Genomic DNA, 14,032 nt, shown 5'->3' on the forward strand with positions numbered 1-14,032 from the left:
ACGCCCGATATGGGCGCGACGCAAGCCGTCCCGTGCCGGGGATGGTGTTTCCCATCGGGAAATCCACCACTTACACTCGAGGCGTGCCCGAAACCGAATCCGACAACCAGAGCAGGTCGATCGCCGCGGTCGAGCGCGCCATGGATGTGCTGTTGCTGTTCGGCCGCAGCGGAAGGGCCGATCTCGGCGTGACCGAGATCGCCACCGAGCTCGGCATCACCAAGGCCGCGGTGCACCGCATTCTCACCGCGCTGCGCAACCGCGACCTGATCGCGTTCGAACCGGCAACGCGCCGTTACGCGCTGGGACATGCCGCTATCGCGCTCGGCCGGGCGTATCTGGCGCGCACCGATCTTCGGGTGATGGCCGCGCCGGAACTGCGCAGGCTGGCGGCCGTGACCGGCGAGACCTCGACGCTGTCGATCCGGCGCGGCGACACCCGGATGTATGTGGATCAGGTTGTGCCGGACCAGGAGTTGCGCATGGAGGTCGCACTCGGTGTGCCGTATCCGCTGTATGCCGGCAGCTCCTCGAAAGTGATCCTGGCGTTGCTGCGCAAAGAGGAAATCGATGAATACCTGGGCAGGCATGACCTGACCGCGTTCACCGATGCGACGATCACCTCGGTCCGCAAGCTGCGCACCGAACTGAACGCCACGAAAAAGCGCGGTTACGCGATCTCGCTGGGGGAGCGGCAGATCGGCGCCGCCTCCATCGCCGCGCCGATCCTCGACCACGACGGTGGGGTCGTGGCCGCCATCAGCGTGTGCGGCCCGCTGTCGCGCTTCCAGCCGCGGATGGACAGCTGCGTTCCCATGCTGATGAAGGCGGCCGGGGCGATCTCCGCCCAACTCGGCTACGCGCCGTAACGTCGGTGCGTCACGGCCCGGCACCGGACATCACAGGTTGGCGCCGGGCTTGAGCACGCCGAGTGCCGCCGCGGCGAGCACGCTGCCCCAGATCAACCACACGTAGGGCAGGCAGCCGTCGACGCTGCGTCGCAGGGTGCGCTCGACAGGTTCGCTGGAGCCGTCGGTCATGAGCATTCGGAATGCAGTGCCGAAGGGGCGCAATGTCATTCGGATGCCGAGGCCCGACGCGACAGCAAGGGTGTACAGCAGAATCTTCGCGCCGAGCCAGCGCGGGTTGGTCGTCACGCCGAACGGGTCGTGCGCCAGCACGGTGTAGCCACCTGCCCCGGCCATGGCGGTGATGACCGCGAATCGGATGCCGAGATCTGCCCGGCGGACGGCGGTGAGCTGCCCGTGGGTGCGGTGTGCGAGCACGGTCAGCGTGAGCCATACCGCAGCGAAGATCCACACCAGCACCACGAACCACCAAGGGAACAGCTCGATTCCGAATGCGCTGGCACCGTGTGGCTCGAGTGCCATCAGCGTGAGACCGCTGGGCAGGAACAGTACGAGGCAGATCTTGGGCCCTAGATCCAGGCCGCTCATGATCGCCAGTGCCGCCGCGCGGGCCGGTGGGGTGAGCCCCGGGTTGATCACGAACCGGCTGGAATAGAACACCCCGAGATCGCCGCCGAGCCAGCACACGAACAGCACCAGGTGCAGCATGATCCACCAACCGTGCGGGTGTGCGCCCATAGGAATCCTTTGGTCAGTTGTCGGAAGCGGGTTTCCGGCAAAGTTGTGGCGTAGGCGGCGACCGAGACGCGATTTCGGTGCACGTCAGCGGTCTCGACAGCTGGTTGCTGGTGCTGACCGCTTGGGGCTCAACGCAATACGTCGAGCGCCTCGGGCAGGCTGAGCACGTCGGCGTACTTGATGTCCAAGTCGAGAAGGTTCGCTTCGTGCAGGGTGGTGTCGCGATCGCCGCAGGCGTCGGCGACGACCAGTGGCCGGAAGCCGTGCTGCATCGCATCGGTCGCGGAAGCGCGTACGCACCCACTGGTGGTGAGGCCGACGATGACGAGGGTGTCGATGCGCTGGGCGGCCAATACCGCGGCCAATGGCGTGGCGTGGAAGGCGCTGGGGTACTGCTTGGTGATGATCACGTCACCGGGTGCCGGTGCGGGATCGTCGAGAAAGTCGCCGAGTGGATTGCCGGCCTCGAACACGCGCAGCACCGGCACCTTGTGGCGGAACAGGCCGCCGTCTGGACCGCCGGACTCGAAGCGCACGCGGGTGAAAATCACCGGCAGGCCGGATTGTCTTGCCTGCGTGACGATTTCGGCGGCAGCCCGGACCGCGCCATCGACCGGAGCGCGCAGCGGTGATCCGTCGGTGAGATAGGCGGCGCAGATGTCGACCACCAGCACCGCGGGGGAGGTACCCGCGCCGAGGCGCGCGCTGTATCCGGAACGCCGGTAGTCGTCGGCTCGCTCGATCATCGGCGATTTCTCCTCAGATGATGCCATCGACGGCGAGTTGGCTGATCGTTTCCGCGTCGAGGCCGAGCAGGCCGCCGTAGACGTCGAGATTGTGCTCGCCCAATTCCGGGCCGGGATGGCGCACGGATCCGGGGGTTTCGCTCAACTTCGGGAAGACGTTCTGCATCGGCAGCTCACCGAACTCCGGGTGCGCGAGTCGCACGATGGCCTCGCGCGCGGCGAAATGCGGGTCGGCGAACATGTCTCGCGCGGTGAAGATCCGGCCGGCGGGGACACCGGCGGCGTGTAGTCGGTCGAGGAGATCGTCGGTCTCGCCGGCCGCGGTCCAGTCCGCGATCAGTTCGTCCAGCTCGGTCATGCGCGCGCCACGGGCGGTATGGGTCGAATACCGTTCGTCGGTGGCGAGTTCGGCACGGCCCATGGCCTTGACCAATCGGGCGAAGACAGTGTCCTGATTGGCGGCGACCAGGATCATCTCGCCGCCTTTGGTCGGATAGACGTTGCTCGGCGCGACATTCGGCAGCACCGGACCCGTGCGCTCGCGCTGATATCCGGTCACCGCCCATTCCGGCAGCAGCGATTCCATCATCGCGAGCACCGCCTCGTAGATGGCCGAGTCCACCATCTGACCGCGCCCGGTGTTCGCCCGGTGATGGACCGCTGCGAGGGTGCCGATGGTGGCGAACACCGCGGCGAGCGAGTCACCGAGCGAGATACCGGTTCTGGCCGGAGCGTGATCCGGATCGCCGGTGACATAACGGATTCCGCCCATCGCCTCGCCGATCGAGCCGTATCCGGCGCGCGGCGCGTAGGGGCCGGTCTGGCCGTATCCGGTGACCCGAACCATGATCAGTCCGGGATGCGTCTCGCGTAGCCGGTCGAAGCCGAGGCCCCAGCGCTCCATCGTGCCGGGCCGGAAATTCTCGATCACAATGTCGGACCGACTGATCAACGCGCGCGCCAGCCGCTGTCCGGCGGCTTCGCGAAGGTTGCAGGTGACCGACTTCTTGTTCCTGGCGACGACCGGCCACCACAGGGATTTGCCCTGCGACTGTTCCCGTCCCCACTGCCGCATCGGGTCACCGGTGCCGGGGGATTCCAGCTTGATCACCTGGGCGCCGAGATCGCCGAGTAGCTGGCCGCAGAACGGTCCGGCGAGCAGCTGGCCCATCTCGACCACCCGCAGGTCGGCCAGTGGCCCTGCGGATTTCGTCGCCTCGACTGCCATGAGGCATCTCCATTCTGTCACGCACCTCGACGCCTGTTGCGTTCTCTCGGTGGACATATCGCTATGGCTGAGATTGGATACAATGTATCCCGTAGCGGAACACTGTGACAAGGCGGGCAATCCGTGCCGCGGCGGCAGGACATCGTTCCGTCGGCAACCATGGAGGGTCTGTGAACGTCACGCTGGTCGAGGTCGCGCCGAGGGACGGCCTGCAGAACGAGCCGGAAATCCTCGCGGTCGAGGACAAGGTTCGGCTGGTGCAACGCAGCGTCGATGCGGGATTGTGCCGGATCGAGGCGGTGAGCTTCGTCAACCCGCAACGCGTTCCGCAGATGGCGGACGCGGAGGCTGTGATGGCCTCGGTTCCCCGGATCGATGGCGTGTCCTATGCCGGGCTGGTATTCAATGATCGCGGTCTGGATCGAGCACTGGCGGCGGGCGTCGATGAGATCAATGTCGTTGTGGTTGCCACGGATTCGTTCAGTCAGCGGAACCAGGGGTGTTCGACCGTGCAGGGGATCGAGCGCTGGGCTTCGCTGGCGGCGCGGGCACGGGACGCGGGACTGCTGCGCACGGTGACGATCGCGGCGGCATTCGGTTGCCCGTTCGACAGGGAAGTGCCCGAACCGGTTGTGCTGGAACTGATTCGCCGCGTCGCCGAGGCCGGACCCGATGAGATCGCGTTGGCCGATACCATCGGTGTCGGCACCCCGGATCGCGTGCGGGCGCTGACCGCGGGCGCGGCGGCGATCGCACCGGAGACGGCCCTGCGTTTCCATTTTCACAACACCCGAAACACCGGCTACGCCAACGCCATTGCGGCGTTGGACGCTGGTGTCCGGGTTCTGGACGCCAGCACCGGAGGCATCGGCGGGTGCCCGTTCGCGCCGGCCGCGACCGGCAATATCGCCACCGAGGACCTGCTGTACGCACTCGATCGGATGGGGGTCGAGACCGGCGTGCGGATCGAGCAGGTCATCGAAACCGGTTCGTGGCTCGGCGAATTGCTCGGTAAGCCGGTGCCCGCCTTGCTCGGCCGGGCCGGTGTATTTCCTGAGCCGGACCGGCGGTAGTCATGTCCGCAGTAGCGACATCAACGCATCGAGGTCCCGTTGTTTCGCGAGATCGAAGACCACTGTGCTGATCCGGTCCGCGTGGAGTCCGGTCAGTGTGTGTTCGGTGTTGAGACGGAACTTGGTGGCGAGTTCGTCCTCGGATAGTGGATTGCCTGGACCGCCTCGGTTCACGTCGACTCGCGCGGTCCGGATGCGTCCGTCGTGCAGCCGAGCGGTTAGCACGGCCGGAAACTGGTGCGGGAAAATCGCGTCGCAGTGTGCATCCGCAACGCAGGTGACCCGGGCCGCGAGGGCCAGGCGGTCGGTATTCGCGGCTGCCGCATCGGTGAAGTCCTGATGGAACAATCCGAGACCGCCACCGCCGAGCAGGGCGGCGGCCACGGTGTAGGGACCGGAGAAGGCGGCGTGGTAGCCGGACTTCGGACGGATCTTGTCGGCGTGCGGCTCGCCGATGGTGCGCAGCACGGCGGTGGGTGCGCCGAGTTCGAGGCGCTCGACAACGTCGGCGGTGATGCCTTCGGCGCGCAGGCGTAGCGCCGCGTCGATGCCTGCGTGGGTGAAGTGGTTGCAGGGATAGGGTTTGAAGAACACCTTCGGCAACTCCCAGTGCTCGCCGAGGCCGTCGAGTATCGCGTCCGGATTGCTCTGCTCGCCGCAGAACGCCTGCAGCAGACCGAATCTCCCCTCGAACACCGTTGGCGGCCCGGTCAATCCGGTGCGGGCGAGACCGGCCGCGGTGACCGCGGCGTGCGCGGCCCAGCCGCAGTGCACTCGTTTCACTGTCCCGCCGGTGCGGTTGGCCTCCAAGAGTCCCGAACCCATGCTCGCCGCGATACTGATCGCGTGTGCGATGCCGTCGGCGTCGGCGCCCGAGAGCATCGCGACGGCCGCGGCGCCGCCGAGGGTGCCGCAGATGGCGGTCGCGTGCAGGCCGCGCTCGAAGAAGACCGAGCTGCCCAGCTCTTGGTCGTAACCCGCCATGCCGACCCGGACCGCGATCTCCACCCCGACGGCAATGGCGTCGAGCAGAGCCGGGCCATCGGCGTTGCGGGATTCGGCGACCGCTAGTGCGGCCGGTACCACCGTCGCCGACGGGTGTAGTACCGAGGGTAGGTGAGTGTCGTCGAAATCCAGTGCGTGCGCGAGGGTTCCGTTGAGCAGAGCGGCGCTCGCGGCCGGCCATCGACCGGGCAGTCCGAGCGCCGTCGCGCCTGGTGTGCCGCCCCATTCCTCGACCAGGGTGCGCACCGCGCGAGCCGGCCGGGTGTCGAGCGCCGCGATGGAGTTGCCGAGCACATCGAGGACCCGCTGTGCGGTGTTCGCCCGCAACGAGTCCCCGACCCCCTGCTCGCGGGCGGACACCGCGAAGGTGGCCAGTTGCTGGACGATCGTTGCTCGGCTCATCGGCTGACCGCCGCGAGCGGGCGGACCGGGGAGCCGGTGCCCCCCACGATCTGCAAAGGGGCGAGCAGGAAAGCGAATTCGTTGCGCCCGCTGGCGGCGAGGTCTTCCAGCGCGAGGTGTTCGATGATGTAGATGCCGGATTCGACGAGCAGCACCCGATGCACGGGCAATACGTGGTGGCCCGCGCCGGGTGCGATGCACTCATAGGCGGTGGTGTCCGCGCCGGTCGCCACCACGTCGCGGCCGGCGAGCCAGTGCGCGGCTTCGACGCCGAGCCCGGGCACGCCGGTTTCCCTGCCCAGGTAGGCATCTGGTTCGCCGAACAGCCGCGACCATCCCGTGCGGATCAGCACGACATCGCCGGCCGTTACGCGGACCCGCGCCTGTCGAGCCGCCGCTTCCAGGTCGCCCACGGTGATCTCGTAACCACCAGGGAGCCGGTCGATCTCGTGCACCCGGGCGATGTCGAGCAGTACGCCGCTCCGCAGTAGGCCGGGCAGGTTCTCGGCGCCGTGCGCGGTGAACGCGCCGCCGCGCTGGGCCTCGCGTGCGTCGACGCCGCCGTAGAGTGCGCCGTTCTGGCTGACGTGGCTGAGTGCGTCGATGTGGGTGCCGACATGTCCGCCGGTCACGATGATCTCGTTGGCGGCCGAGCCGCCGTCGGGGCGTACCAGGTCACCGTGCCTGCGCGCCAACGTCATTCGGAAGCCGGGGTGATTGGGCGAGCACGGCATGCCGGTGAAGAACGGCTGTCCCAACTCGATCAACCGGATGTCGCCACGGACAGCGGCGAGCAAGGGATCCCGTGTGGTAATGGGTTCTTCGGCCCCGGCCGTTTCCGCCGTGGATTCGGTGTTCGTCATCGGATCACTCCGGCGGCGCGTAGCTGGGCGAGCTCATTTCGGTCGACGCCATAGCGCTGCAGCACTTCGTCGGTGTGCGCGCCCAAAGGTGGTCCGGTCCACCGTATTGCCCCGGGTGTCTCGGATAGCCGGAACAAGATGTTCTGCATGCGCACCGAGCCGAGCTCCGCATCGGGCAGTGTGATGATCGAGCCGAGTGCCCGGAACTGTGGGTCGGTCAGCACGTCGGCGGCGGTATAGATCGGCGCCACCGCCGCCTCGGCTTTCTCGAAGGCGCGCACCACCTCTTCGGTGCTGTGCCTGCCGATCCAGCCACCGACCGCCGCATCGAGTTCGTCAGCGTGCCTTGCCCGTTCGGTACCGGAGGCAAACCACTGCTGCTCGATGAGATCGGGACGCCCGACCAGCCACAGCACTCGCTCGGCGACCGACTGCGCGCTTGCGGAGACCGCGACCCAGCCGCCGTCGGCGGTGCGATAGGTGTTGCGCGGTGCGTTGTTCGAGGATCGGTTACCCATGCGCGGCTGCAGTTCGCCGAGCTGGTCGTAGGCGATGATCTGCGGACCGAGCAGCGTCAGAATCGGCTCGATGATGGCCAGGTCGACCTGCTGCCCGGTGCCGTCGCGGTCCCGTGCGCGCAGGGCGGTCATGATGGCGAAAGCTGTTGTCAGTGCGGCGATTCCGTCGGCGAGACCGAAAGGTGGCAGGGTGGGTGGGCCGTCCGGTTCGCCGGTCACCGCGGCAAAGCCGCTCATCGCTTCGGCGAGTGTGCCGAAGCCGGGACGTCGTGCGTACGGTCCGAATTGGCCGAATCCGGTGACCCTGGCCAGTATCAACCGTGGATTCAGCGCCCGCAGTTCGGGATAGCCGAGCCCCCACCGTTCCAGCGTGCCCGGCCGGAAGTTCTCGATCACCACATCGGTTTCGGCGACCATCCGCCGAAAGATCTCTTGACCTTGCGGCGCGCCCAGATACAGCGTCACCGACTTCTTGCCGCGCCCGAGCATCTTCCACCACAGGCCCACGCCATCGCGCTGAGCGCCGTGGCCACGGACGGGATCACCGTTCGGATGCTCGATCTTGACGACGTCGGCGCCGAAGTCCGCGAGCAGTGTGGCGGCCAGCGGTCCGGCGAACAGTGTCGCCACATCGAGCACTCGAACTCCGGCTAGTGGCTGGATCATCGCTCACTCCTTAGGGCTGCGACACGTTTCCCTCATCGAAACACTCAGGCGGGTCGCGGCATTGACTACCAGCGCATGCTACTGCGATGATCGCCGAATTGGTAACTGTGTTTCGCAGAGAGAAACTGGAGGGCAGCCGTGCCCGCGACCGAACTGTTGATCCGCAACGCTCGTGTGGTCCGCCCGGATGACCCGCCGGCGAACAGCCCCGACCCGCTCGACATCGCGATCTCCGGCGGGCGTGTCGATGCGATCGGCCTGAATCTTCCTGTCGAGGACCACACGCGGGTGGTCGACGCGAAGGGGCTGCTCGCGTTCCCCGGCGTGGTCGACGCCCACCAGCACTGGGGTATCTATCGCGACCTCGCCGCGGACACCGAGAGCGAAAGCCGAGCTTGCGCCCAAGGCGGTGTCACCACCTCGCTGACCTACCTGCGCACCGGCCGCTACTACCTCAACCGCGGCGGGTCATACCGGGAATTCATGCCCGAGGCGCTGGACCGGATGGCCGGACGATCGCACGTGGACTACGGTCTGCACCTGGCGCCGATGACCGCTGAGCACATCGACGAAATCCCTTACCTGGTCGAGGAATTCGGCGTCACCTCGTTCAAGATCTTCATGTTCTACGGCGGTCACGGCCTGCACGGCCGATCGTCGGACCAGTCCGAGTTCTTGATGATCCCGCCGACCGAACGTTACGACCTGGCGCACTTCGAGTTCGTGATGCGCGGCATTCAGCGTGCCCGCGAACAATTCGGCGACCACCTCTCGCTGTCGTTGCATTGTGAGACCGCCGAGATCATGGCCGCCTACACGGCACTGGTCGAACAGGATCCCCGGCAAACCGGTCTGCGCGCCTACAGTGCCTCGCGCCCAGCGCATTCCGAGGGGCTGGCAATCACGATGGCGTCCTATCTCGCGCACGAGACGGGCCTGGCCGACATCAACCTGCTCCACCTGTCCTCCGCGAAGGCCGTCGCGGCCGCGTTGACGATGGCGAAAGCGTTCCCGCACGTGAACTTTCGCCGTGAGGTGACTATCGGTCACCTGCTCGCCGATGTCGACACCGCGCACGGGATCGGCGGCAAAGTCAATCCGCCGTTACGTGAGCGCGCCGACGTGGAGGCACTGTGGCGGCATCTGCTGGCGGGTGACATCGACTGGGTGGTCAGCGATCACGCCTGCTGCCGGGACGAACAGAAGTTCGGCTCCGATCGCGACGACGTCTTCCTCGCCAGATCTGGCTTCGGCGGCGCGGAGTATCTGCTGGCCGGTCTGGTGGGGGAGGGCCGGAAACGTGGTCTGTCACCGCAGCGTATCGCCGAACTGACCGCCGCGAATCCCGCCCGGCGCTACGGTCTGCCCCGTAAGGGACACCTCGCCGTTGGCTACGACGCCGATGTCGTCCTGGTCGATCCCGCCGCACAGTGGACGGTGCGTGCCGCGGACTCCGAATCTGCCCAGGAGTACACGCCTTTCGAAGGTTTCGAGATGACCGCGAAGGTCACCGATGTTTTCCTGCGCGGCCATCATATTCTTCGGAAAGGGCAGCCGCAGGACGGTGTGCATGGCCGGTACCTACGTCGCGGCGGGGGGTGAGCGCCGCGACGAGGCGTCGGCTCTGGCGGTCGGTGTGCCGGCTACTGGTAGGTGGGATCGGCCCACTGGCCGACGGAGCGGGAGCGGACCGGCTCGACCGGGCGAGGTGCCAGGCTGTGTGGCGAGTCCGGCCCCCAGTTCGTCGCGTCGCCCGACACCTCGATCTTGGCGTTGTCGGTGTACCAGTCCACCAGATCGGCATCGGAACGAACTATCCACGTGCAGCCGCGTTCGGAGTCGGCGGTGAAGTCGCCGTGGCGAATGAGCGCGGGGCGCCAGAAATAGGTTCCGGGCCACATCTTTCCGAAGTTGTAGTCGAACCCGCCGTCGAGGCAGTAGGCCTCCTCGCTGCACGGGTGATGGGCCAGCGGTTCTTCACGCCAGCCCGGCTTGGCCTTGATGAGGCGGGTGTAGAAGCCGGTCTGCTCGTCGCGGTGCAGGAGCTTGATGTACAGGCCGGGGACCGGTGTGCCGCCGAGGTCGAAGCGCATCGGACTGCCGTCTTTGACGTCGATCCACGGCATCGCTGCGGTGTCGAGGACAACCAGTTTCTGGTCTGTGCGCACGAAATCCCGGTCTGTGTCCGACAATTCGAACGCCCAGTCGCCGCGTTCGCGGAACAGCAGGATCTCGGTGCCCGCGGCGACAGCGATCGGCGGGGTCCACACCCCGGTCGGGGCCATCCAGAAGCCTCCTGGACCGAGTTCGGTCTCGCCGAGGGTGACCGTTCCGGACAGCACGAACCACTCGGTCTCGGCGCGGTGCACGCCGGCGGGTCGCGACCAGTCGCTGGTGAATCGGACTTTGAGCGACGCGGAGCCGTCCTCCTCGTCGTAGCTCAGGTTGCGTTGTTCGGCACTGCCTTCGGCGTGCTGGAACTCGGCGGCGTGCTGGATCAGATCGCGTTCATCGATGAGTTCGACATGTGGACGCATGAGGTCTCCTGGGGCGAGCGGTAATTCCGATACAAAATGTACTGGTTATTAATAACCAAAACAAGATGTATCGTTTATTATGTGAGCAAGCCAGGACGACCCGCCGGTCCCGCCGCCGACACCGAACAGATCGTGCTGACCGCTGCCTTGGATCTCCTGTTGACCGAAGGGGGAGCCGCGTTGACACCGCAACGGTTGCATGCGGTTACCGGGGTGGCCAGGACCACGATCTACCGGCATTGGCCGACTCCGCGAGAGTTCCTCGCGGCCCTCATCGCGGTCGCCCCCCATCCGGCGGCGCGGCCGAGCGGCGATCCGATCGCCGATCTGCACACCGAAGTGGACCTGCTCTGTGATCGCTTGCGCGACAAGCCCGTTGCCGCCTTCCTGCGCGCGCTGGTCACCGCATCGGCAACCGATCCGGAATGTGTTCCGCTGCGCCAGCGCTATGTCCTGGATCTGCTCGCGCCGATCCGTCGGTCGCTGGGCGAGATCGGTGTCATTGCGGACGATGACGTCGCGGAGGCTGCCATGACGATCGTCTCGCCGCTGCTCGTCGACGCGCTACTGCTCGACCGTTCGGCCGACCGGAACCGGGCCCACCGGGCCGTCGACGACGTGCTGACGCGGCGAGCCGGCCTGACTCGATGACAACACCGCGCAAGATCGAGGATTGAGTAGATGACCAATGCCGTCGGCCCCCGGGCTGTCTTCGGTGTAATCGTGCCGAGCACGAACACCGTTGTCGAACACGACTATTGGCGGGCCGAGGTGCCCGGCATCGCCTACCGTGCGGGATCGATGTACATCCCGAATCCGGTGATGGGTAACGACGACGACTTCCGGGCACTGCTCGGACAGATCCGTACCTCCATCGACACCGCCGTGCGCGATGTACTCACCGCCGAACCCGATCGGATGGTCATGGGCATGTCCGCCGAGACCTTCTGGGGTGGGGTAGCCGGCAACGCGGCATTCGAACAGCGCCTACGAGACCGCACCGGACTGCCCGTGACGACCGGCGCGAGTTCCTGCCGCGCCGCCCTGCACGAACTCGGTTGCCGTCGAATCGCGGTCTTCTCGCCGTACCAGCCGATCGCCGACATCGAGGTCGCCCGGTTCTTCACCGAGGCAGGCTTCGACGTCGCGGCGATCACCGGATTGCGCTGTCCGACAGCGATGGACATCGCCCGGGTAGGCGCCGACCGGTTGCGCGAGGTCGTCGCCACGATCGACGGACCCGATGTGCAAGCCATCGTGCAGGTGGGCACGAACCTGTCCTTCATTGCCCTCGCCGATCAGCTGGAACGCGAACTCGGCAAGCCCGTCATTGCCATCAACGCCGCCACGCTATGGCATGCGCTGCGCGAGCACGGTATCGACGACAACGTCGAGGGAGCGGGACTGCTGCTGCGCGAGCGCTGAACCTGCCGCTGTGCCGCAACGGATCGCCTGGCGCAAGTGTTAGGCCGACTTTATGCGAGTTAAGGGGTCGGGATGCGTTGTGTCACAAGTAGTCCCGGCAGTGGAGGTCGCGGTCGGTACGGCTTATAACGTGGCGGAATCGGAGCGGTGACAATGCGAGCAGATCGGGATGATGAGCGAAGAGCAGAAGGGTACCTCTGACGACAAGGGCGGCATCAAACCGTCGCAGGTCACCGCGGCGGCGCTGGCGGCGGTGACTGCGGCTTTTCTGGGATCGACGCTGGGGGTGGCCGGCACCGTGGTGGGTGCCGGGATCGCGAGTGTGGTGTCCACGGTGGGTGGTGAGCTGTACCTGCGTTCACTGAGCAAGACGAAGGAGGCGGCGCAGCGCACCAAGGAGGCGGCACTGGCGCTGACCGACTCCAATACCCGGCAGCAGGCCGGGCCGGTTCAGCAACCGCCGCAGGTGTCCGGACCACGAACGGTCGGCCGTCATCCGACCACCCAGGGCTGGGCGGGGGGTAGGAACGGCATGCGCCCAGGAGCTGGTGTCGGACCTCAAACCTCTTGGGGGCAGCGACAACCCATGTACAACAGGGTGCCAGGAGCCAATGCCGGACGGCCCGTCGATGGGGACCCCACCGTATTCATTCCCCGGCTGAATCTCGAGTCGCCGGTCGAGGGCGCCGAGACCGGTGCACCGCAGGTACGTCGCCGGAATAGCCTGCGCTGGCCGTTGATCATCGGCACCAGCGTGGTGGGGTTCGCCATCGCGATCGTGGCGATCACCGGCTTCGAGGGTGTCATCGGAAAATCGATCTCGGGAGACGACGTCACCACCGTCGGTCACTTGTGGACCGGTGGACAGCCCGACAAGCCCCCGACGGGTGGCGACGAGAACGTTCAGCCAAGTCAGAGCCAGGTGCCGATGACCACGACCCCGCCGAACAGCAGCGACGGCGCGAAACGGCCGACGACTACCGGTTCGACACCGTCGACGAGCGTGCCGGGTTCATCGACACCGTCGACAAGCGTGCCGGAGTCATCGACACCCTCGACAGCCGTGCCGAGGTCAACGAACACATCGCGGACCCCGAGCTCCCCGCCGAGCAACAGCAACACCGCACCGAGCGGTAGTAATCAACGCCCCGGCTCGACGGGGGCCAACTAGACCGACCGTTTGGTATGTCGCAGTAGCCGATTGGTAAGGGCCTGACGCGCCGTCGTCGACCCCGGTCGCGGATAGGGTCAGCGCTGGTTGTCCAGTGCGGTCACGATGTCGGCGACTTCAGTGCGGTGGTGCAGTCGGGTCGCTCCCCACTTGCTCGGGGCTTGTCGGTGGTTGTCCAACCGAGGAGGCTGACGATATTGTCGAGGTCAGCGATCGAGACCGATAACGGAATTGCGTACAGGGTCTATGTGCAAGATTGCGGCTGCCAGCCCGAAGCACGCCAATTGTTCGGTGATCGTCGCTCGCACACCGGAATTGGATCTCCAACCGCAACCGGTTGCCTGGCATAGGTAGCCGACCGCCGCCAGTTCGGGGTTGTCAACCCTCTCGAGTATAGAGTCCGGGCCTCCGATATCGTCCGTTCGAGTGATGGTGTCATCGCTCGAACGGATGAGCTTGGAAGCGCGAAAGCTGTTGTGGCCGTGCGGATCTACTCGGATGTCATGCCCAGTGTTCTGTGGGCTTGAAGTGTCTCTGCGCGGTGCCTAGTGTTCGGGTGGAGGTCGAAACCACCATTGCGGCAACAATGAAATGAGTTCAGATATGGATGTCTTGCTGGAATTGGCACCGCGCAATGCGGGTGCAACGACGGTGGAACCGAATATTGAATTCGGTGATCCGGACCCGCTGCACACTGTCACGGCTTGCCCGGCCAGTGTGATCTGCTACGACAATACCGAACTGTGCACCGTCAGCTATCCGCCTTTCAGCGGATAGTTCGTCTCGATCAT

General features: G+C 66.1%; 14 protein-coding genes. 7 read left to right on the forward strand and 7 right to left on the reverse strand.

Annotated features, from left to right (window positions below):
• Positions 1–83: 83 nt before the first annotated feature.
• Positions 84–869: an IclR family transcriptional regulator gene (locus ABZ942_RS27755; protein WP_357386926.1), complete on the forward strand. Its 786-nt coding sequence runs from the start codon at positions 84–86 to the stop codon at positions 867–869.
• A 30-nt stretch (positions 870–899) separates the two neighbouring features.
• On the opposite strand, the gene ABZ942_RS27760 is transcribed toward ABZ942_RS27755, so the two are convergent.
• From ABZ942_RS27760 to ABZ942_RS27770, 3 genes are all read right to left on the reverse strand, one after another.
• Positions 900–1,607, reverse strand: a complete 708-nt coding sequence (locus tag ABZ942_RS27760) for a hypothetical protein (protein ID WP_357386928.1) — start codon at positions 1,605–1,607, stop codon at positions 900–902.
• Positions 1,608–1,735: 128 nt separating this feature from the next.
• A complete protein-coding gene (locus ABZ942_RS27765) occupies positions 1,736–2,353 on the reverse strand; it encodes an isochorismatase family protein (RefSeq protein ID WP_357386930.1) in 618 nt (205 codons plus the stop codon).
• A 13-nt stretch (positions 2,354–2,366) separates the two neighbouring features.
• Complete coding sequence (locus tag ABZ942_RS27770) at positions 2,367–3,581, reverse strand: CoA transferase (protein WP_357386932.1); 1,215 nt, start codon at positions 3,579–3,581, stop codon at positions 2,367–2,369.
• Between the two features lie 170 nt (positions 3,582–3,751).
• On the opposite strand from ABZ942_RS27770, the gene ABZ942_RS27775 reads away from it, so the two are divergent.
• Entirely contained in the window at positions 3,752–4,654 is a 903-nt protein-coding gene (locus tag ABZ942_RS27775; protein WP_357386934.1) for a hydroxymethylglutaryl-CoA lyase, read from the forward strand.
• Here ABZ942_RS27775 and ABZ942_RS27780 read toward each other — a convergent pair whose 3' ends face one another.
• From ABZ942_RS27780 to ABZ942_RS27790, 3 genes are read right to left on the reverse strand one after another with little or no spacing between them, the layout of a single operon-like run.
• Positions 4,655–6,061, reverse strand: coding sequence for an MmgE/PrpD family protein (locus ABZ942_RS27780; protein WP_357386936.1), 1,407 nt, complete (start codon positions 6,059–6,061; stop codon positions 4,655–4,657).
• Positions 6,058–6,924: a cyclase family protein gene (locus ABZ942_RS27785; RefSeq protein ID WP_357386938.1), complete on the reverse strand. Its 867-nt coding sequence runs from the start codon at positions 6,922–6,924 to the stop codon at positions 6,058–6,060. The genes ABZ942_RS27780 and ABZ942_RS27785 overlap by 4 nt, the downstream gene beginning before the upstream one ends.
• Complete coding sequence (locus ABZ942_RS27790) at positions 6,921–8,108, reverse strand: CoA transferase (protein ID WP_357386940.1); 1,188 nt, start codon at positions 8,106–8,108, stop codon at positions 6,921–6,923. Before ABZ942_RS27790 ends, ABZ942_RS27785 begins: the two co-directional genes overlap by 4 nt.
• Before the next feature lie 138 nt (positions 8,109–8,246).
• Here ABZ942_RS27790 and ABZ942_RS27795 point away from each other — a divergent pair, with 138 nt between their 5' ends.
• The gene (locus ABZ942_RS27795) at positions 8,247–9,710 is read left to right on the forward strand and encodes a dihydroorotase family protein (RefSeq protein ID WP_357386942.1); all 1,464 of its coding nucleotides are present in this window, start codon (positions 8,247–8,249) and stop codon (positions 9,708–9,710) included.
• Positions 9,711–9,751: 41 nt separating this feature from the next.
• Here the strand turns inward: ABZ942_RS27795 and ABZ942_RS27800 are convergent, their stop codons facing one another.
• Positions 9,752–10,645 (reverse strand): DUF4437 domain-containing protein, encoded by an 894-nt coding sequence (locus tag ABZ942_RS27800; protein ID WP_357386944.1) that lies wholly within the window; start codon positions 10,643–10,645, stop codon positions 9,752–9,754.
• Between the two features lie 81 nt (positions 10,646–10,726).
• On the opposite strand from ABZ942_RS27800, the gene ABZ942_RS27805 reads away from it, so the two are divergent.
• The 4 genes from ABZ942_RS27805 (at position 10,727) to ABZ942_RS27820 (ending at position 14,018) form a co-directional block, all read left to right on the forward strand.
• Positions 10,727–11,296 (forward strand): TetR-like C-terminal domain-containing protein, encoded by a 570-nt coding sequence (locus tag ABZ942_RS27805; RefSeq protein ID WP_357386946.1) that lies wholly within the window; start codon positions 10,727–10,729, stop codon positions 11,294–11,296.
• 30 nt (positions 11,297–11,326) lie between these two features.
• Positions 11,327–12,070, forward strand: coding sequence for an arylmalonate decarboxylase (locus ABZ942_RS27810; protein ID WP_357386948.1), 744 nt, complete (start codon positions 11,327–11,329; stop codon positions 12,068–12,070).
• 169 nt (positions 12,071–12,239) lie between these two features.
• Positions 12,240–13,241, forward strand: a complete 1,002-nt coding sequence (locus ABZ942_RS27815; protein ID WP_357386950.1) for a hypothetical protein — start codon at positions 12,240–12,242, stop codon at positions 13,239–13,241.
• Positions 13,242–13,844: 603 nt separating this feature from the next.
• Positions 13,845–14,018: a hypothetical protein gene (locus tag ABZ942_RS27820; RefSeq protein ID WP_357386952.1), complete on the forward strand. Its 174-nt coding sequence runs from the start codon at positions 13,845–13,847 to the stop codon at positions 14,016–14,018.
• The last annotated feature ends 14 nt before the right edge of the window (positions 14,019–14,032 follow it).

Origin of the sequence: Nocardia sp. NPDC046473 (assembly GCF_040645995.1) — a bacterium.
Classification (GTDB): domain Bacteria; phylum Actinomycetota; class Actinomycetes; order Mycobacteriales; family Mycobacteriaceae; genus Nocardia.

What these genes read in the sequence shown, in the direction of transcription:
- ABZ942_RS27785 (WP_357386938.1), bottom strand. Translation starts at nt 6,924, where the DNA reads ATGACGAACACCGAATCCACGGCGGAAACGGCCGGGGCCGAAGAACCC.
- ABZ942_RS27770 (WP_357386932.1), bottom strand. Translation starts at nt 3,581, where the DNA reads ATGGCAGTCGAGGCGACGAAATCCGCAGGGCCACTGGCCGACCTGCGG.
- ABZ942_RS27765 (WP_357386930.1), bottom strand. Translation starts at nt 2,353, where the DNA reads ATGATCGAGCGAGCCGACGACTACCGGCGTTCCGGATACAGCGCGCGC.
- ABZ942_RS27810 (WP_357386948.1), top strand. Translation starts at nt 11,327, where the DNA reads ATGACCAATGCCGTCGGCCCCCGGGCTGTCTTCGGTGTAATCGTGCCG.
- ABZ942_RS27820 (WP_357386952.1), top strand. Translation starts at nt 13,845, where the DNA reads ATGGATGTCTTGCTGGAATTGGCACCGCGCAATGCGGGTGCAACGACG.
- ABZ942_RS27800 (WP_357386944.1), bottom strand. Translation starts at nt 10,645, where the DNA reads ATGCGTCCACATGTCGAACTCATCGATGAACGCGATCTGATCCAGCAC.
- ABZ942_RS27790 (WP_357386940.1), bottom strand. Translation starts at nt 8,108, where the DNA reads ATGATCCAGCCACTAGCCGGAGTTCGAGTGCTCGATGTGGCGACACTG.
- ABZ942_RS27760 (WP_357386928.1), bottom strand. Translation starts at nt 1,607, where the DNA reads ATGGGCGCACACCCGCACGGTTGGTGGATCATGCTGCACCTGGTGCTG.
- ABZ942_RS27780 (WP_357386936.1), bottom strand. Translation starts at nt 6,061, where the DNA reads ATGAGCCGAGCAACGATCGTCCAGCAACTGGCCACCTTCGCGGTGTCC.
- ABZ942_RS27815 (WP_357386950.1), top strand. Translation starts at nt 12,240, where the DNA reads ATGATGAGCGAAGAGCAGAAGGGTACCTCTGACGACAAGGGCGGCATC.